This window comes from Myxococcaceae bacterium JPH2, assembly GCA_016458225.1.
Classification (GTDB): Bacteria; Myxococcota; Myxococcia; order Myxococcales; family Myxococcaceae; genus Citreicoccus.
This window is the reverse complement of sequence record JAEMGR010000016.1, coordinates 45,176-62,573: the sequence shown is the minus strand read 5'-3', so window position 1 is coordinate 62,573 and position 17,398 is coordinate 45,176. Positions and strand designations below refer to the sequence as shown.

At 70.8% G+C, this 17,398-nt stretch carries 13 protein-coding genes; 5 read left to right on the top strand and 8 right to left on the bottom strand.

All coding sequences use genetic code 11. From position 1 onward, the window contains the following. Positions 1-13: 13 nt before the first annotated feature. Complete coding sequence (locus tag JGU66_23725) at positions 14-826, bottom strand: OmpA family protein (protein ID MBJ6763793.1); 813 nt, start codon at positions 824-826, stop codon at positions 14-16. A gap of 280 nt (positions 827-1,106) precedes the next feature. Between JGU66_23725 and JGU66_23720 the strand changes: the two genes are divergently transcribed. The 3 genes from JGU66_23720 to JGU66_23710 all read left to right on the top strand — a co-directional run bounded on the left by JGU66_23720 (position 1,107) and on the right by JGU66_23710 (position 5,033). Beyond that, entirely contained in the window at positions 1,107-2,741 is a 1,635-nt protein-coding gene (locus JGU66_23720; protein ID MBJ6763792.1) for a fumarate hydratase, read from the top strand. Between the two features lie 70 nt (positions 2,742-2,811). Continuing rightward, positions 2,812-4,026, top strand: a complete 1,215-nt coding sequence (locus tag JGU66_23715) for an aminotransferase class I/II-fold pyridoxal phosphate-dependent enzyme (GenBank protein MBJ6763791.1) — start codon at positions 2,812-2,814, stop codon at positions 4,024-4,026. A gap of 26 nt (positions 4,027-4,052) precedes the next feature. After that, entirely contained in the window at positions 4,053-5,033 is a 981-nt protein-coding gene (locus tag JGU66_23710) for an NAD(P)H-quinone oxidoreductase (GenBank protein ID MBJ6763790.1), read from the top strand. A 30-nt stretch (positions 5,034-5,063) separates the two neighbouring features. On the opposite strand, the gene JGU66_23705 is transcribed toward JGU66_23710, so the two are convergent. The 3 genes from JGU66_23705 to JGU66_23695 all read right to left on the bottom strand — a co-directional run bounded on the left by JGU66_23705 (position 5,064) and on the right by JGU66_23695 (position 7,966). Further along, on the bottom strand, positions 5,064-5,765 hold the full coding sequence (locus tag JGU66_23705; GenBank protein ID MBJ6763789.1) for a hypothetical protein: 702 nt from the start codon (positions 5,763-5,765) through the stop codon (positions 5,064-5,066). Between the two features lie 146 nt (positions 5,766-5,911). Further along, positions 5,912-6,916: a tRNA dihydrouridine(20/20a) synthase DusA gene (gene dusA / locus JGU66_23700; GenBank protein ID MBJ6763788.1), complete on the bottom strand. Its 1,005-nt coding sequence runs from the start codon at positions 6,914-6,916 to the stop codon at positions 5,912-5,914. Between the two features lie 57 nt (positions 6,917-6,973). Next, positions 6,974-7,966, bottom strand: coding sequence for a cysteine synthase A (locus JGU66_23695; protein ID MBJ6763787.1), 993 nt, complete (start codon positions 7,964-7,966; stop codon positions 6,974-6,976). 137 nt (positions 7,967-8,103) lie between these two features. Between JGU66_23695 and JGU66_23690 the strand changes: the two genes are divergently transcribed. Then, complete coding sequence (locus tag JGU66_23690; protein ID MBJ6763786.1) at positions 8,104-9,381, top strand: MFS transporter; 1,278 nt, start codon at positions 8,104-8,106, stop codon at positions 9,379-9,381. A gap of 17 nt (positions 9,382-9,398) precedes the next feature. On the opposite strand, the gene JGU66_23685 is transcribed toward JGU66_23690, so the two are convergent. After that, the gene (locus JGU66_23685; protein ID MBJ6763785.1) at positions 9,399-10,280 is read right to left on the bottom strand and encodes an ATP-grasp domain-containing protein; all 882 of its coding nucleotides are present in this window, start codon (positions 10,278-10,280) and stop codon (positions 9,399-9,401) included. Between the two features lie 249 nt (positions 10,281-10,529). Between JGU66_23685 and JGU66_23680 the strand changes: the two genes are divergently transcribed. Then, positions 10,530-11,978 carry a hypothetical protein gene (locus JGU66_23680; GenBank protein MBJ6763784.1) on the top strand — a complete coding sequence of 483 codons (1,449 nt, stop codon included), beginning with the start codon at positions 10,530-10,532 and terminating at the stop codon, positions 11,976-11,978. A gap of 10 nt (positions 11,979-11,988) precedes the next feature. On the opposite strand, the gene JGU66_23675 is transcribed toward JGU66_23680, so the two are convergent. From JGU66_23675 to JGU66_23665, 3 genes are read right to left on the bottom strand one after another with little or no spacing between them, the layout of a single operon-like run. Further along, on the bottom strand, positions 11,989-13,947 hold the full coding sequence (locus JGU66_23675; GenBank protein ID MBJ6763783.1) for a hypothetical protein: 1,959 nt from the start codon (positions 13,945-13,947) through the stop codon (positions 11,989-11,991). After that, on the bottom strand, positions 13,947-15,086 hold the full coding sequence (locus tag JGU66_23670; protein ID MBJ6763782.1) for a VWA domain-containing protein: 1,140 nt from the start codon (positions 15,084-15,086) through the stop codon (positions 13,947-13,949). Before JGU66_23670 ends, JGU66_23675 begins: the two co-directional genes overlap by 1 nt. Next, positions 15,083-17,305 (bottom strand): hypothetical protein, encoded by a 2,223-nt coding sequence (locus tag JGU66_23665; GenBank protein ID MBJ6763781.1) that lies wholly within the window; start codon positions 17,303-17,305, stop codon positions 15,083-15,085. Before JGU66_23665 ends, JGU66_23670 begins: the two co-directional genes overlap by 4 nt. Positions 17,306-17,398 lie beyond the last annotated feature (93 nt).

Below are 17,398 nucleotides of genomic sequence, written 5' to 3'. Positions count from 1 at the left end.
CGCTGGCTCGGGGTTACCGGCTCGCCGACTTCGACTTCGCGCCCGGGGCCTGGTCCTCGGGAGCCAGGACGATCTCGATGCGGCGGTTGAGGCTCTTTCCCTGCGTCGTCTTGTTGCTGGAGATGGGGTGGTGCTCGCCGTAGCCCACCGCCGACAGCTTGTCCGCGGACACGCCCTTGTCCTGCAGGAGCTTCAACACCGTCAGCGCGCGCGTGGTGGACAGCTCCCAGTTGCTGGGGAACGGGCCCTTGGGGTCCGTGGGCACGTCGTCCGTGTGGCCCTCCACGCGCACCAGCTTGCCGCTCACGTCCTTCAGCGCCTCGGCCACCTTCGCGAGCGCCGCCTGTCCCTCGGGGTTGATCTTCACGCTGCCGGACGAGAAGAGGATCTTGTCCTTCATCTTCACCACCATCCGGCCCTTCAGCTCGGACAGCTCAATCTTCCCGGCCTTGATTTCATCCTTGAGGCTGGAGGCGAGCGACTCGTACTGCTCCGACTTCTTCTCCAGCTCCGCGCGCGCCTTCTCCAGGGTGTCCTTGCTCTGCGCCAGGGAGGCGTTGAGGGCGTTGAGCATCTCCACCTTCTTCAACAGCTCCTGCACGCGCGCCTCGCTGGCGGACAGCGCCTCGTCGGCCTTGGCCTGGTCCTTCTTCCCGGACTCCAGCTCGGCGACGCGGGCCTCCAGCGCCTTGACCTTCTCGGATTCGTCGCCGTACTGGCGCCGGTAGTTCTCCGCCTCCAGCGCCTTGGCGTCGAGCTGTGCCTTCGGCACGCCACATCCGACGAGGAGCTGCACCGCGGCCAGCGTGACAATCGTCCGGTTCATTGAACCCTCCCAGTGGGTCGCACTCTCGCAAGGGCGGGGTGTGCGCGAAAACGGGCCGGGGTGCGAACCATGCACGCGTTGACACAACGCTGGCGCAGTCGTGCAGCCAAGCTGTGCCCCGGACCGCCGGTTCCTGGGATGAACTCCCCTTGTGGCTCGCATGCGGGCAAATGCCCGGCGCCCGCCCGCCCCCCGGCCAGGGGTTGCTCAAACCATCTCCCCTCCCAGCCGCAATGGAGGTAAGCCTTCGCCCACCCCAGCGCCGTGGAGTGACGACACGATGAGCGACTTCCAGTTCCAGGACATGCTGCCGCTCGGCAAGGACGAGACGCCGTACCGGCTGCTCACGAAGGACTCCGTCTCGACGTTCGAGGCGGGCGGGAAAACCTTCCTCCAGGTGCAGCCCGAGGCGCTGACGCTGCTGACCCGCGAGGCGATGCGCGACATCTCCCACCTCCTGCGGCCCGGGCACCTCGGGCAGCTCGCGCACATCCTCAAGGACCCCGAGGCCTCGGCGAATGATCGCTTCGTCGCGCTGGAGCTGCTGAAGAACGCCAACATCGCCGCCGGCGGCGTGCTGCCCTCCTGCCAGGACACGGGCACCGCCATCGTGATGGGCAAGAAGGGCCAGTACGTGGTGACGGGCGGCGGCGACGAGGCGGCCATCGCGCGCGGCGTCTTCGACACCTACCGCACGGCCAACCTGCGCTACTCGCAGATGGCGCCGCTGGACATGTACCGGGAGGTCAACACCCACAACAACCTGCCCGCGCAGATCGAGCTCTACGCCACGGACGGTGACGCCTACAAGTTCCTGTTCATGGCCAAGGGCGGCGGCTCGGCCAACAAGAGCTACCTCTTCCAGGAGACCAAGGCCGTCCTCAACCCGGCGAGCCTGCTGTCCTTCCTGGAGACGAAGATTCGCTCGCTGGGCACCGCGGCGTGCCCGCCGTACCACCTGGCCATCGTCGTGGGCGGCACCTCCGCCGAGTTCGCGCTGAAGACGGCCAAGTACGCCTCCGCTCGCTACCTGGACTCGCTGCCGCGTGAAGGCAACGCGCTGGGCCGCGGCTTCCGCGACGTGGAGCTGGAGCAGCAGGTGCTGGCGCTCACCCAGCGCACGGGCATTGGCGCGCAGTTCGGCGGCAAGTACTTCTGCCACGACGTGCGCGTCATCCGCCTGCCGCGCCATGGCGCCTCGTGCCCGGTGGCCATCGCGGTGTCGTGCTCGGCGGACCGGCAGGCGCTGGGGAAGATTACGCGCGACGGCGTCTTCCTGGAGCAGCTGGAGACCGACCCCGCCAAGTACCTGCCCGAGACGACGGACGGGGACCTCGCGGGCGAGGTGGTGAAGATCGACCTGCGCCGCCCCATGAGCGACATTCGCGCCGAGCTGTCCCGCTACCCCATCAAGACGCGCCTGTCGCTCTCCGGCCCCATGGTGGTGGCGCGCGACATCGCCCACGCCAAGCTCAAGGAGCGCCTGGATCGCGGCGAGGGCCTGCCCCAGTACATGAAGGACTTCATGGTGTACTACGCGGGCCCCGCCAAGACGCCCGAGGGCTACGCCTCCGGCTCCTTCGGCCCCACCACCGCGGGCCGCATGGACGCCTACGTGGACCAGTTCCAGGCCGAGGGCGGCAGCTACGTCATGCTCGCCAAGGGCAACCGCTCCGCCGCCGTCACCGAGGCCTGCAAGAAGCACGGCGGCTTCTACCTGGGCTCCATCGGTGGCCCCGCCGCCCGCCTCGCCAAGGACTGCATCAAGAAGGTCGAGGTCCTCGAGTACGAGGAGCTGGGCATGGAGGCTGTCTGGAAAATTGAAGTGGTGGACTTCCCCGCCTTCATCGTCGTGAACGACAAGGGCCACGACTTCTTCGCCGACATCAACAAGCTGTCCCCCAAGAAGGCCTGAGCCGCTGCCCTCCCGCCGCGCCTCCCGCTAGAGTCCTCGCTCCCAGAATCACAGGGATAGCGAGGACTCCATGGAAGAGAGACGTCGGTACCGGAATGGGGAGGCGATGGTGGCCCTGGGCAACCCGTCCTTCGAGGCGGCGCGGCGGCACGGGGTCATCGACCTGAGCGTCCACCACCTGGGTGGCGGGCGCCTGGGCCTGGAGGACGGCCGCGAGTTCCTCAACCTCTCGTCGTGCTCGTACCTGGGCCTGGACGCGCACCCGGCGGTGCTGGATGGCGCCATCGAGGCGCTCCAGCAGGAGAAGCTCATCGACACGGGCATCTCGCGCGTGCGGGTGCGCCTGTCGCTCCTGGACGCGCTGGAGCAGGAGCTGGGCTCGCTCTGGCGCACGCGCGCCATCACCGCGGTCTCCGCGAGCGCGGCCACCGCGGGGCTGCTCCCCCTCGTCGCGGGAGGCCAGCTCTGCGACGACGGCCAGCCGCGGGTGATGGTGTTCGACAAGTCCTGCCACTTCTCGATGAACCTCATCAAGCCCATCTGCGCCGACGAAGCGCCGGTGCTGACGTGCCCCCACAATGACTTGAACTTCCTGGAGGACGTCTGCCGGAAGCACCCGCGCGTGGCCTACGTGGCGGACGGCTTCTACTCCATGGGCGGGGCCGCGCTGGTGAAGGACCTGCTCGCGCTCCAGGAGCGCTATGGCCTCTATCTCTACTTCGATGACTCGCATGGCCTGTCCGTGCACGGCGAGCACGGCGAGGGCTTCGTCCGCGCGCTCCTCGGAGATGAGATTCATCCGCTCACGCTGGTGGTCGCCTCGCTGGCGAAGGGCTTCGGCACCTCGGGCGGCGTGGTGATGCTGGGCGCGCGGCACCTGGAGGACCGGGTGCATCGCTTCGGTGGGCCGCTGGCCTGGTCGCAGGGCCTCAACGTGGCGTCCATTGGCGCGGGGCTCGCGTCCGCGAAGCTGCACCGCACGCCCGAGCTGGGCCGACTGCAAGGCGCGCTCAAGGCGAACCTCCAGCGCTTCGACTCGCAGGTGGAGGCGCCCAACCGGGGCAGCCTGTCGCAGATCCGCGTCGTGGAAGTGGGCGCCGAGGAGCAGGCCGTGGAGCGCTCCCGGCACATGTTGGACAAGGGCTTCTACACCTCGGCGGTGTTCTTCCCCATCGTCGCGCGGGGGCGCGCGGGCCTTCGGGTGATGCTGCGCGCCAACCTGTCCGATGACGACATGACCCGGCTGTGCACCGCGGTGCGCGCCGTCGCGGGTGCGGACGCATGAAGCGGCCGGGCACGGAGCAGGAGCGCATGCGCGCGGTGGTCATGGAAGGCACGGGCGGCCCCGAGGTGCTGCACGTGCGCGAGGTGACGCGCCCCCGCCCCGGCCCGGAGGAGTTGCTCGTGCGCGTGCGCGCCTCGGCGCTCAACCGCGCGGACCTCCAGCTTCGCGCGGGGGAGTTCCCCCTGCCCTCGGGCATGACGCCCATCCTGGGGGTGGAGGTGGCGGGCGAGGTGGTGGACCTGGGCGCGGACGTGCGCGGCTTCGAGCGCGGGCAGCGCGTGGCGGGGCTCGTCAACGGCGGGGGCTACGCCGAGTACTGCGTGTTGGATCACCGCATGGCGCTGCCCGTTCGCGCGGGCGAGTCGTTCACCCACGCCGCGGCCCTGCCCGAGGCGCTCGTCACCGCGGACGAGGTCCTCTTCGAGCTGGGCCAGCTTCGCGCGGGCCAGTCCGTGCTCGTGCATGCGGGCGGCAGTGGCATGGGCAGCATGTGCCTCCAGATGGCCCACCACGCGGGCGCCACCGTCTACTTCACGGTCAGCACCGAGGAGCGCCTGCGTCGCGCGCGCGAGCTGGGCGGAGACGTGGGCATCCTGCGCGCCACCGAGGACTTCGCGAGCGCGGTGCTCCGGCACACGCAAGGCGCGGGCGTGGACGTGGTGGTGGACTTCGCGGGCGGCGCCACGCTCGCGCGCAACCTCCAGGCGCTCAAGACCGGCGGCTGCCTGGTGCTCGTGGGACTGCTGGAGGGAGAACGCGCGGAGCTGGATGTGGAGGCCGTGGTGATGCGCCGGCTCCAGCTCAAGGGCACGGCCTTCCGAGGGCGACCGCTGAACGAGAAGCGGGCCATCACCCACCGCGCGTGGGCGCGGTGGGGGCCCGAGCTGGAAGCCGGACGGGTGCGCCCCGTCGTCGACTCCGTCTTCCCGTTCGAGCGGGTGGCCGACGCCCATCGTCACATGGCCGACGGCACCCACTTCGGGAAGATCCTCCTCGCGCTCGAGTAGCGCGAGGCAGCGCCTACTTGGAGGCAGCGCCTACTTGGTGGACGAGCCGCTGCCGCCGTAGCCCTGCGCCGACTCCTGCTTCTGCTTCCAGTCCGCGCGGGCCTGCTGCTCGCGCTGACGCTGCGAGTCCACGTTGCGCTGGGCCTCTTCTTCCTTGCGGCGAGCATCGGCCAGCTCGGCGTCGAACTTGGAGGCGCTGAGCTTCTGCGCGCGCACGTCGCCGCTCTTCTTGAGCGCCTGGTACTGCTCTTGCGCCAGCTGCGCCTCCGCCACCGAGCGCTCGCGCTCACGCAGCGTCTTCGTGGCCTCCTTGGTGGCCACCGCGCGCTTGCGGTAGGCGACCTCCGACGACGCGGCCACCACGCCCGCGTTCGCGTCCTGCAGGTCGTTCTGGGCCTGGCTGATGGCCTCCGCCCGCCCCTTGGCCATGGCGGCCTCGAGCGTCTTCTGGCTCGCGGCCCGGCGGCTCTTGGCCGCGTCCTCATTGTGCTTGGCCGCCGACTCGGCGCTCTTCGCGTCCTGGACCTCGACCTCGGCGCGCTTGACACTCTCGTCGGCCTTCTGCTGCGCCATCTGCGCCTGGCGCACGTCTCCCAGCTGCGCGTCCGGAACGCGCGCCATCCATTCGTCATTCACCTTCGCGTTGGCGCGCGACGTGCTGCAGCCTCCGAGCACCAGCAGGCCCGCCCCGAAAATTCCCACGAGTCCTCGACGCCAGGTCGAACAAACCATGCGCTCCTCCCTGAGCGGTGTTGTGCACCCCACAGGGTAGGCACGCATGGACCGGAAGACAGGCCGTCATTCCGCAGGACAGGCCCCACGGGGCGCGCGGGCCCGGGGGTCGCTCCCCCGTCCGCCCCGCCCTCTGGACCGACGGCTCACGCCACGGCGGGAAGCTCGGGCGCCGCGCGGGGCACGAACGCTGCCGCGGCCACGACGACCTCCGGGCCCGCCCCTGCCTTGTGGGCGTTCTCGCTCAGGTGGCGCCGCCACGCGCGCGCGCCGGACAACCCCTGGAAGAGCCCCAGCATGTGGCGGGTGATGGCGCCCAGCGGCGCGCCTCGGACGCGCTGCGCCTCGATGTACGGCAGCATCGCGTCCACCACCTCGTGGCGCGTGAGCGGCGGGCGCGTGCTCCCGAAGAAGCGCCGGTCCGCGTCCGCCAGCAGGTACGGCGTCTCGTAGGCCGCGCGGCCCACCATCACGCCGTCCACGTGCTGGAGCTGCTCGGCCACCGCGTCGAGCGTCTTGATGCCGCCGTTGATGGAGATGTCCAGGTGGGGGAACTCGGCCTTGAGCCGGTGCACCAGCTCGTAGCGGAGCGGCGGCACGTCGCGGTTCTCCTTGGGGCTCAGGCCCTTCAGCCACGCCTTGCGCGCGTGCACGATGAAGCGCGTGCAGCCCGCGGCGGACACGCGCCGCACGAAGTCCTCCAGCGTGGGCCACTCCTCCATCTCGTCGATGGCGATGCGCGACTTCACCGTCACCGGCACCCGCACCGCCTCGCGCATCGCCGCCACTCCGCGCGCCACGGTGTCCGGCTCCGCCATCAGGCACGCGCCAAAGCGCCCGGACTGCACGCGGTCACTGGGGCAGCCCACGTTGAGGTTGATCTCGTCGTAGCCCCACGCCTCGCCGATGCGCGCGGACTCGGCCAGGTCCGCGGGCTCCGAGCCGCCGAGTTGGAGCGCGACCGGGTGCTCCTGGGGCGAGAAGCCCAGCAGGCGCTCGCGGTCCCCATGGAGGACGGCGCCCGTGGTCACCATCTCCGTGTACAGCAGCGTGCGGGGGCTGATGAGCCGCAGGAAGTACCGGCAATGGCGGTCCGTCCAGTCCATCATCGGCGCGATACACAGCGGCATGGGCGAGGGGGGCGTCGTCATCGCCCCCTCCCATATCCGGACTGACGCCCCACGGCCAGGGGACTTCAGCCGCCCGTGTCAGGTGAGCTGGAGCGGCCGGACCTCGAGCTGCTTCGTCGCGAGGAACTCCGGGTTGAACACCTTCGAGGCGTACCGGCTGCCGTGGTCGCACAAGAGCGTGACGATGCGCAGCCCCTCGCCCGAGTGGCGGCGGGCCAACTCCCAGGCGGCTCGGACGTTGAGCGCCGCGGACGTGCCCACCACGAGCGCGTCCTGGCGGGCCAGGTGGTACAGCATCTCCAGCATGGCCTGGTCATCCACCCGCACGGCCTCGTCCACCCGCGCGCGCCGGAAGTTCTCCGTCACCCGCATGATGCCAATGCCCTCCGTGATGGAGCTGCCCGTCGACTCGAGCTTCCCCTCGCGCACGAAGCAGTAGAGGCCCGAGCCCAGCGGATCCACCAACACCACGCGCAGCGCGGGGTTGCGCTCCTTGAGGTAGCGGCTCACGCCCGACAAGGAGCCACCACTGCCCACCGAGGCCACCAGCACGTCCACCCGCCCCTCGCACTGCTCCCAGATTTCGGGACCCGTCGTCTCGAAATGAAAGTCACCGTTGGCGGGGTTCTCGAACTGGTTGGCCCAGAACCAGCCGTGCTGCTCGGAGAGGAGCCGGGCCTGATGGAAGAAATGATTGGGATTGGCGAAGGGCACGACGGGGACCTTGCGGACCTCCACGCCCATGGCCTCCAGCAGCTCGTATTTCTCGCGGGCCTGGTTGTCCGGCATGGTGACGACCACGCGGTAGCCGCGCTCGCGGCCCAACAGCCCCAGGCCGATGCCGGTGTTGCCGGCGGTGCCCTCGACGATGGTGCCCCCGGGCTTCAAGAGCCCGTCCTGCTCGGCGCGGCGAATCATGCCCTTGGCGGCCCGGTCCTTGATGCTGCCGCCGGGGTTCATGAACTCGGCCTTGCCCAGGATGTCGCAGCCCGAAGCGTCGCTGAGCGAACCGATGCGCAACAAGGGCGTGTTGCCCACCGCGTCCCAGAGTCTTCCAATGCGTGGCGCCATGTCAGGTCCCCCGAGGGAAAAGGGCAGGACTCCCCCGTAATGGAGTCCGCCCGGCCAGGCAACCCCCACCCCGCGCGACGCCTCGGCGCAAAGCTGCTATCCCTGTCACACCACCCCATCCCCATCGCGAGTCCGCTTTGACAGACACCGACGTGGCCCTGCCCGCAACGCCCTCCGAGCGCTGGTCCTGGCCGCCCCTGTTCGCCCTGCTCGACTTCCAGTTCGGCGCCGCGGTGGGATTGATGCAGACGGCGGTGCCGTACTGGCTGGCGAAGGACGGCTTGAGCCTGGCGCAGATTGGCGTCCTGTCCGCCACCGCGTTCACGCCGCACGCGTGGAAGCTCCTGTGGGTGCCGCTCATCGACCTGGGGCCCTGGCGCCGCGTCTGGTACTGCGTCAGCGCGCTGCTCACCGCCGGGCTCCTCTTGGCGTGCACGCTCATCTCCGAGCCGGCGCAGCACCTGGGGCTGCTCACCGTGTTGCTCACCACGCTGCAGGCCGTGGCCACCACGGGCCACGCCGCGCTCAATGGTTTGATGGCCAACACCACCCGCACCGAGGACAAGGGCAAGGCGGGCGGCTGGCAGATGGCCGGCAACGTGGGCTCGACGAGCCTCCTGGGGGCGATGGCCATCTGGCTGGCGAGCGCGTTCTCGCGGCAGGTGGCGGGCATCGCCCTCACCACGCTCGTGCTCGCCACCAGCGCGTGCATCTTCTGGATTCACGAGCGCGAGGACAGCACCCCGCGCAGCCGGGAGCCGCTGCTGCGCGCCGCCATCGCGCGGGTGAAGGGAATCGTGACGGACCTCTTGCGCACGGCGTTCAGCCGCGACGGCATCATCATGCTGGTGCTGTGTCTGGCGCCGGTGAGCTGCGGCGCGCTCACCAACCTGTTCAGCGCCATGGCCGGCGAGTACCACGCCCCCGAGCACCTGGTGGAGCTGGTCAACGGCCTGGGCATGGGCATCTCCGGCGCGCTGGGCTCGCTGGCGGGCGGCTGGCTGTCGGACCGGATGAACCGCAAGCTCGCGTACGCGCTGATGGGCGGCACCACCGGGTTGTGTGCCTTCGCCATGGCGCTGGCGCCCATGACGCCCGCTACGTACACGTGGGGCACGCTGGCCTACAGCCTGGCCAATGGCGCGGCCTTCGCGGCGTTCGCGGGCATGGTGCTGGAGATGGTCAGCGCGGGCGCGGCCATCACCACCAAGTACACGCTGTTCGTCGCCGCCTCGAACTTCGCCATCAGCTACACCACCGCGCTCGATGGCCGGGCCTCGGCTTTCCGGGGCATGGGCGCGCGGGGCAGCATCGCGTTCGACGCGCTCATCACCCTGGGCGGCATCTGCGTGGTCATCGCCATGTTCGTGCTCTTCCTGCGCAAGAAGCCCCAGGCCGCCGTCGCCACGGCCTGAGGCCCTCGCCGCGCGGCTCACCCGTCTGGCGTGAGCAGCGCCGCGAAGAGGTCGCGCGGATCCACCGCGGGCGGCAGCCCCGAGACGCCGCCGTCGTTCACCTCGACGACGGCCCAGCCGCCGTCCTGCAGCATCGCCACGTCCATCGTGAAGAAGGGCGAGTCGATGCGGCGCGCCAGCGCGGTGAAGGCCGTGAAGTCCGGCACCTCCACGTCGAACTCGTGGTACGGCTCCGCGGCCAGCAGGCCCCGCCGCGAGAAGAACAGGCGGAACTCCAGGTGCGCGGGGCCCGCGGGCGTGCGGCCCATCACCTTCAGCGGCAGGTAGCGGCGCACCACCAGCCCCCGCTCGAAGCGCTCACCGCGCGCGTCCACCAGGTTCTCGCAGGTGCGCGCGAAGTCTTCCGCGGTGGCGCCCTCGGGCACGTAGCAGGCCTCGGCCCACTGCTCCTTGGCGGACTTCACGTGGTCCTTGAGGATCCACGGCGGAGGCCCCAGGGCGCGCGCGAGGCGCCACGCTTCGGCCGCGTCCGTCCCCTCCGTCCACACCGAGCGGGCGGTGTAGCGCGCCAGCTTCGGATACCACTGGGGCAGATAGAGCGCGCTGGCGTACTGCGTGGGGGAGGTCATCAGCCGATGCCCTCGCTCGGCCACCGCTTCGGCCAGCTCGCCGTACTCCGCTTCTGTGAGCATCCAGCCCCGGTAGAGCAATCGCAGACGGCCTCTCTCAGGAAGGTGCTCGACCGCTCGCGCGCTGTCTCCCGACAGGAGCGCCGCGAGGTCCACCGGATAGGTCTCGACTCCGAGCGCCTCCGCCGCGTCCGCCTCGACGTCGAAGGGGTCCGACTGGTGAGGGTTGCGCCCGAACGCGATGGCGACACCTCGGCGCGACGGACTCATCGTCCACCTCCGCGCGTCACCTCCCCATCCACGACAGCCACACCGGAGTGAACTCGAGGACCTTCACCGACACAGGAGACACGCGGCATCCGAGAGCGCCTTTCACCTGGGAACAGCGGGGGCGCACTCCGACGGGACCTCAAGCCATGCCTGACACACGCTCGGCCCAGAAGAACCAAGTCATTCAACTTGGAGATTTTTCTCGTTTTGCTGCTTTAATCACACACGCCCGCGAGCGAGGATGTGCCCATGCCAAGTTCACGCATGTGGAGTCTGGCGCTGCTGTGCGCCGGGTTGGGCTGCTCGGACGTCGCGGTCCCCTCGCTGCAGGATTCGTCGGGTGTGGCGCCCCAGGGTGCGCTGACCGCGGATGGCGGGAGCGAGCCGTCCGATGGGGGCACGGGCTCGGTGTCCGTCAGCATCCACACCGCCGAGTACCAGGCGTTCTATCTCGTGGACGGCAAGGTGCTCGGCATCGGCTCGAACCGGCTGGGGCAGCTCGGGTTCGGAACGTCGGTGGCCTACAACCAGGTGCCGGCGGCGCCCATCGCGGTGGACCCCTCTCTGCGCTTCCAGGGCGTGGCGGGCGGTGGCTATCAGAGCATCGCGCTGGATGTGCTCGGGCGCGTGTGGACATTCGGAGACAACCGCTTCGGCCAGCGGGGCGACGGCACCACGAACGACCTGCCCAACTCTCCCGCGCCCGGCAACAACGGCATCCCGTACCTCATCCCGCAGGACGCCAGCGGTCAGCCCTTCAACGGCGTCGTCTCGGTGCGCTCGGGACTCCTGTTCAACCTGGCGCTGAAGCAGGACGGCTCGGTGTGGGTCTGGGGACATAACGGCACCGCGGTCGGCAACTCGACCGGCATCGCGGGCGACGGGGACACGGTGGGCCGCAACATGACGCGGCCGTTCAAGGTGCCCCTGCCCACGGGCACTCGCATCGTCGACATCGCGACCAACGACTTCATCGCCTTCGCGCTGGATGAGCAGGGACACGCCTGGGCCTGGGGCGGCGGCGCCGTGGCGCAGGAGAACCTCGGCACGGGCCGGCCCACCGAGTACGCCCAGCCGCGACAGGTGGCGATCACCTCGCGCATCGTGCAGCTCGCCCCGGGTGGAGACGCGTTCGCCTACGCGTTGGACGACCAAGGACGCCTGTGGGGCTGGGGCGTTCGCGGCACGTACCTGGGCCTGGGCAGCCCCACGGGCGGATGGAACCCGGTGGCCACGCCTCGGCTGCTCTCCTTCCCCGAGTTCGGCGCGCATCGCGTCGTCCAGGTCGCCGCCTCCGGCCACACCACGCACGTCATCCTGGACGACGGGACGCTGTGGGGATGGGGAGACTCGGCCATGGGCGAGGTGGGCAACGGCGCCATGCTCGACTTCGCCACCTACCCCACGCCCTATCGATGGGACTGGGGGCTGTTCGAGAAGCTCGTCTTCCGTCCCGTGCAGATCGCCCCGGGCGTCACCTTCCGGAGCATCTCCACCACGAGCGAGTCCTTCTATTGCTACGCGGTGGCCACCGACGGCCGCGTGTTCTCCTGGGGCCGGAACAAGACAGGCATCCTCGGCAACGGCGTGCTCCCCACGGGTGACCTGGCCAACCGGCCAGACAGTTGGAACGTGGCCACCGCCGCGCCCGTGCCCGCCCACCTGCTGACGAGCGCGACGCCCACGCCGAGCCGCTGAGCGTCCGCGCTCAGTCCTCCAGGAGCGCCAACCGAATCGCCGCGTGGGCCCAGTCCCATGCGGCCTCACGCCCCGCGACAATGGACTCCCCGAGACGACGCAGCCGCAGCCCGAGGTCCCTCAGGCCCGCGTCCTCCAGCGTCACGGCCAGCGCGCAGGCACGCTCGGGATAGTCCCCTTCCAGGTGGCGCAGCCCTCGGTGCAAGGCCTCCTCCAGCAGGCCCGCCAGCGCGTCGATGCGCGCACGCAGCGGATCCGCCGCGTCCCCGCGCGAGGGGCCTCCACGCAACGGGCGCACGGCCTCGCCCGCGTCCAGGTCCGGCACCACCACGCGGTCCGCCGTGAGCAGCGTGGGCTCCAGCTCCAGGCCCGAGCCGCCCCATCGCATCGGCCCCGCCACCCACCGCACGGGGCCGTGGTCCGCCTCCAGCGTCGCGGCGAGGATCTCCAAGGCCCGCGGCGCCGCCGCCCGAAAGCCGCGCACCAGCGTGAACGGCTGTCCGTGGACGTCCTCCAGCGTGGCGCGCAGCTCCTGACGGGCCGAGTCGAAGGCCACCTCGTGGACGGCGCCCACGCGCACGGCGTGCACATCCTCGGCGCGGGCCTTGGGACGGAGCATCCGAGGCGGTCGCGCGAGCCACGCCTCTCGCAGCGCGCGCACGTCCTCCACGCGCACGGGTGAAGGCAGCGAATCAAAGTCCCCGGTCTGGAGCGTCACGGACGTGGCCACGGTGCGGCTGCCCTCCAGTCGCACCTCGCGGTTCGCGCGGCGCACCGCGGCTTGCGTCACCACCTGTCCACGCGCGAGCACGTCCCATGTGGCGCCCGCGACGCGACGCCGCCCCAGCTCCGGTCCCGAGGGCAGAGGCTCGTCCTCCGGAGTGTCCCAGGTGTGCTCCATCGCGAAGACCGAGGCCATGTCCGGATCCGCCAGGAACACCTCCAGCGTGCGCCGCCGCCCATCCGAGTCCACGCGCGCGCCCAGCGACACCCAGCGCACGCGATCCAACCGAGTCTCCAGGGCCTCGCCCTGTCCCACCACCGCGCGCGCCGGCAGCTCGCCTCCGGGCGGCGACGCGGCACGCACCCGAGCAAAGAGCTCGGCGAGCAGGAAGCGCAGCTCCGCGGCGCGGTAGCGTGCCGAGCGCGCCCGGTGCCACCCCAGCGCCCGCTCGATGTCCTCCAGCCCGAGCGCCAGCCACGTCGCGCCGGACAGCTCCGCGCGCGCCACCGCGAAGGCCTGCCCGAGCGACGCGCGGGATTGGTCCACGCCCTCACAGAGCAACATCACCGCGGGCTCCAGCGCCCGAGCCCAGCCGGCATCCACGGCCGTGGACGCCTCTCCGTCCTTGAGCTCGAGGAGCAGCGAGTCGCGCGAGGCATCTCGACGGTCCGCCTCACGGAACGCCCAGCACGCCAAGGCCACGTGCACACAGCCACCCCCCGTCACGCAGTCGCAGCGCGCATGCGCCAGCTCCGCGTGAGCCAGGAAGCGAACAGTCGCCGAGGGCAACCGCACCGTGGGCACGTCGCTCGCCGACCCGGCTCGCATGACTTCGCACAGCACGCCCCGTCGCCGGGCACTCCGTGCGTCACTCATCACCCGAGCGCCGAGCACCGCCTCCAGCGCGGCATCCTCCAGCGTGCCCGGTGAGACTTCCTGTCGCGTCTCGGGAGTGACAGCGGCAGCAGCCTCTTGCGCGACACGCGCATAGGCCAGGACGAGCGCCACGCGATGACGGCACACGAGCTTCGCGTTGCAGCCACAGGGGGCATCCTTCAGCGCCTTGCCGGGCGGCAAGCGGGTGACGACGCCCTCGGTGAATGTCCCCACCACGGTGCCATCCGGCTCCTCGTGGACCTGGGGCCCATTGCCCTCCTGGAGTTCCTTCTGGGCTCGCTTGACCACGCCCACGTTCGCCAGCGCGGCGAGCGACTCGGCCGTCAGCGTCAACAGGTCGCTTCGCATCAGCGCCCCATCTTCTCGGCCAGCCAGCCCACGAGCTGCCCAGGCGTCATCGCCGCCACCTCGGCGCCCGCATCCACCAACCGCGCCGCGAGCGCCCGGTCATAGTCCGGCTCGGCCTCGGCATCGAGCGCCGCGAGGCCCAGCACCTTCGTCCCCTGCCCCACCAGCGCGCGCACCCGTCGCACCAGCCACTCGGGGCTGGTCCCCTCGTAGAAGTCGGAGATGAGCACGACGATGGCCCGGCGCGGCGCATCCACCAGCTCCTGCGCGTACTCCACTGCCTGCTGGATGTCCGTGCCTCCGCCGAGCTGCACGTTCATGAGCAACTCCACGGGGTCCACCACGTCTCGCGTCAGGTCCACCACGCTCGTGTCAAAGGCCACCAGGTGCGTGCGCACGCCCGGCAAGCCCCACAGGCACGCCGCCGTCACCGCCGAGTGGATGACTGACGTCACCATGCTCCCGCTCTGATCCACGAGCAGGATGACCTGCCAGGGCTCCAGCATGCGGCGCGAGCGCGAGAAGAACCGAGGACGGTCCAGGTACAGCTTGCGCTCGTCGGGGCGCCAGTTCTTCAAGTTGCGCGCGAGCGTGCGCTTGAAGTCGAGCTGCGCGGCCACCTTCCGCGTCCCAGGACGGCGCCGATCCCTCGTGCCACCGAAGGCCTGGCGCACCTCGGTGCGCAGCGTCTCCATCAGCTCGCGGACCACCTCGGCCACGAGCGCGCGAGCGAGCGCCAGGACCTCGGGCTTGAGCAAGTGACGGGTGCGCAGCACCGCGGCCAGGAGCGAGGTGCTCGGCTGAGCGCGCCGGAGGACCTCGGGATGCGTCACCATCTCGTCGATGTGGAAGCGCTCCACCGCATCGCGCTCCAATCGCTCGATGGTCTCCCGAGGGAAGAGGCGGTGCACGGCGTTCACCCAATCGGGCACCGACAGCGTCGAGTCACCTCGGCCGCCCTCGCGGGTGTCGCTCCGGTGAATCTCTCGTTCGCCCAGCGACTCATCGCGGCCGTAGAGCCACTCCAGCGCGCTGTCCATGGAGCGCGCGGCGTCCGACAAGCCCGAGCCCAGCGCATCCTCCGCGGCATCCCCCAGGATGAGCCGCCAGCGAGCAATCGGTGGAAGTCCGCCCGTCATCCGCGCACCTCCGAGTCCGCGGCGTCGCGGAGTCCCCATCGCGCCGCCAGCTCGCGCGCGCGCGTTTCGAGCGCCACGCCACGCGCCACCTGCTCGGCCTCCAGGTCCAGCGACAGCAGGGTGTGGGCAGCGCCTTCGTCCGCGCCCTCCAGCCGGAGGACGGTGCGAGCCAACGTCGCTCGCTCCATGGGCGGGAAGAACGAGAAGGCCAGCCGCAGCGCGGGCAGTGCCGTCAGGAAGTCTGCCTCCGTCATCGCCTTGACAACGTCGTGAACGGAGCCCAGCAGTGCCTGGGATTGCAGCATCTGCGCGCGGGCCACCGCCGCGAGCCCCGCCAGGAAATCTCCCAGCGCGGCCGGCTGAGCCAAGGCCCGCATCGCGCGCACCGCCGTGGCCTCCGCCGTGCTGTCATCGAAGCGGCCCAGGCTCCACAGCGCGCCCAGACACGCGCCCCGCACCTCGGGCGCCGCCGCCCCGTCCAGCGTCTTGCGCGTCCAGACTCCGTCAGCCCGAACAGCCAGGGCTCGCGCGCGATCCGGCCCGCCTCGCAACACGTCTCGCAGCGCCACCACCGCCGCGACCACCTGCCCCTCCGCCGTACTCCCCGCCCCCTCCAGCAACCACAGCCCGCGATCCACCGCCTGCGCCAACAAAGGCTCGAGTTGCGGCGCCCGAGCCGCCCCCATCAGGGCCCCGTGGTGCCACACATCGAGCAGTGTCCCCAGCGCAGTCCCGAGCTCACCCAGAGAGGACTCGTTGCCAACCGTCCCCGCCGCGCGCCCGACCACCTCCAGCGCGAGCCCCTCCAACCCCACGAACACCGCCTGAAGCAACGCGTCCGCGAGCGCCCCCAGCCGTCCCTCGGCCTGGAGCAGCCGCTCCTCCAGCAACACCAGCGCCGCGGACTCCAACGTCGCGCCGTGCGCTCCGGCTTGGATCAGCGCCGAGAGCTGCTCCGGATTCGTCCCCACCTCCCAGCGCTCTTCCAGGACCACACCCGTGGGCGTGCGCGGCCCGTGCCTCCGAGCGAAGCCCGGGATGCCCAGCACGCGCAGGCGATGCAGCACGCGGCTCTTCTCCCGGTCCTCGGACTCGGTGAGCACGAGCTTCACCGCGCGGCCCGAGCTCCCAGGCTCCAGGCCCCACTTGCGCAGCACCTCCGCGACATCCCGCACCAGCGGCGGATGGGGCGTGCGCGCATCCAGCTCTCCGCGCTCGTCCCCCGCCAGCGCCGCGACCATCTCCACGAACAAGGGCTCCGTGCGCGGCGGCAACGGCCCGCGCCCCGCCCACGGCGGTGGAACCTCCAGGCCCTCTTTCACCAGCGCCGCGGACAGCCCATCCAACACATCCGTGCGAGCCAGCGCCGCATGTCCTCGCAAGCGAGCCAGGCCCTCCGCATGCGTTCGCGCCGCGATGAGGTCCGCGGTGCTCACGGGCTGGCCCTTGTCCCGCAGGCGCCGAGCCACCCGCGTCAGCAAGGCCTCGGCGGCCACCTCCGGCCCATGCGTGTGCACCAGCGCATAGAACCCCGGCGACGGCATCCCCGCGTCGTATCCCGCGAAGGCATCCATCTGCTTCGAGTCATACGGCACCAGGAAGCTCCCCCACCGTGCCCCCGCGGGCGGAGGCGGCGCCACCGGGAACGCGTCCCGAACCCGTCCCCGCGCAAGCTGCTCCAGCGCCGGAGCATGGAAGCCGCCGCACACCACCACCACGCCGTCTCGCCCATCCGCGCGGCGCGCGACGTCGCCTTCGGCCCAGGCCACCGCATCGGCCATGAAGTCCTCGCGCGGACCATCCCTCGGGCCTCCGGGCGCGTCGCCCCGCAGCAGCGCGAAGTATTGCCGCAGGCGCTCACGCAGGACCTGGGCATCACACGGCAGCTCGAAGAGATGATCCCAGAGCGCGTCCTCGTCATCGAGGCGGTAGTGGCGCAGCAGCGCCTCCAGCCACATCCGAGTCCGCTCGCGCCCCACTTCGCCTCGGCGATCCGCGAAGCGATTGGCCACGCCCGTGAAGACGTCGTGCCACGCGGGCAAGTCGATGAAGCGCGCCTCGGCCCCCACCTCTTCCGCGGTCTCCAGCGCCACCCACTCGGGAGACCCCGCGCAGAAGGGACTCCAGCTCGCGCGGGAGCGCCCCTCCACGTGCAGGTAGGTGAACACCGCGATGGGCAGCCGATGCCCGAGCCGCAGCTCTGCCCACCGCACGTTCATGTCCGACGGTCCCTCGATGAGGACGTGCCGGGGTCGAACTTCGCGGATGACCTGCCGCACCACGCGGGCACAGCCCGGACTGTGGTGCCGGAT

Coding starts and splice junctions, on each gene's coding strand:
- JGU66_23725 (MBJ6763793.1), bottom strand. CDS start 826: ATGAACCGGACGATTGTCACGCTGGCCGCGGTGCAGCTCCTCGTCGGA.
- JGU66_23720 (MBJ6763792.1), top strand. CDS start 1,107: ATGAGCGACTTCCAGTTCCAGGACATGCTGCCGCTCGGCAAGGACGAG.
- JGU66_23715 (MBJ6763791.1), top strand. CDS start 2,812: ATGGAAGAGAGACGTCGGTACCGGAATGGGGAGGCGATGGTGGCCCTG.
- JGU66_23710 (MBJ6763790.1), top strand. CDS start 4,053: ATGCGCGCGGTGGTCATGGAAGGCACGGGCGGCCCCGAGGTGCTGCAC.
- JGU66_23705 (MBJ6763789.1), bottom strand. CDS start 5,765: ATGGTTTGTTCGACCTGGCGTCGAGGACTCGTGGGAATTTTCGGGGCG.
- dusA (MBJ6763788.1), bottom strand. CDS start 6,916: ATGACGACGCCCCCCTCGCCCATGCCGCTGTGTATCGCGCCGATGATG.
- JGU66_23695 (MBJ6763787.1), bottom strand. CDS start 7,966: ATGGCGCCACGCATTGGAAGACTCTGGGACGCGGTGGGCAACACGCCC.
- JGU66_23685 (MBJ6763785.1), bottom strand. CDS start 10,280: ATGAGTCCGTCGCGCCGAGGTGTCGCCATCGCGTTCGGGCGCAACCCT.
- JGU66_23680 (MBJ6763784.1), top strand. CDS start 10,530: ATGCCAAGTTCACGCATGTGGAGTCTGGCGCTGCTGTGCGCCGGGTTG.
- JGU66_23675 (MBJ6763783.1), bottom strand. CDS start 13,947: ATGCGAAGCGACCTGTTGACGCTGACGGCCGAGTCGCTCGCCGCGCTG.
- JGU66_23670 (MBJ6763782.1), bottom strand. CDS start 15,086: ATGACGGGCGGACTTCCACCGATTGCTCGCTGGCGGCTCATCCTGGGG.
- JGU66_23665 (MBJ6763781.1), bottom strand. CDS start 17,305: ATGAACGTGCGGTGGGCAGAGCTGCGGCTCGGGCATCGGCTGCCCATC.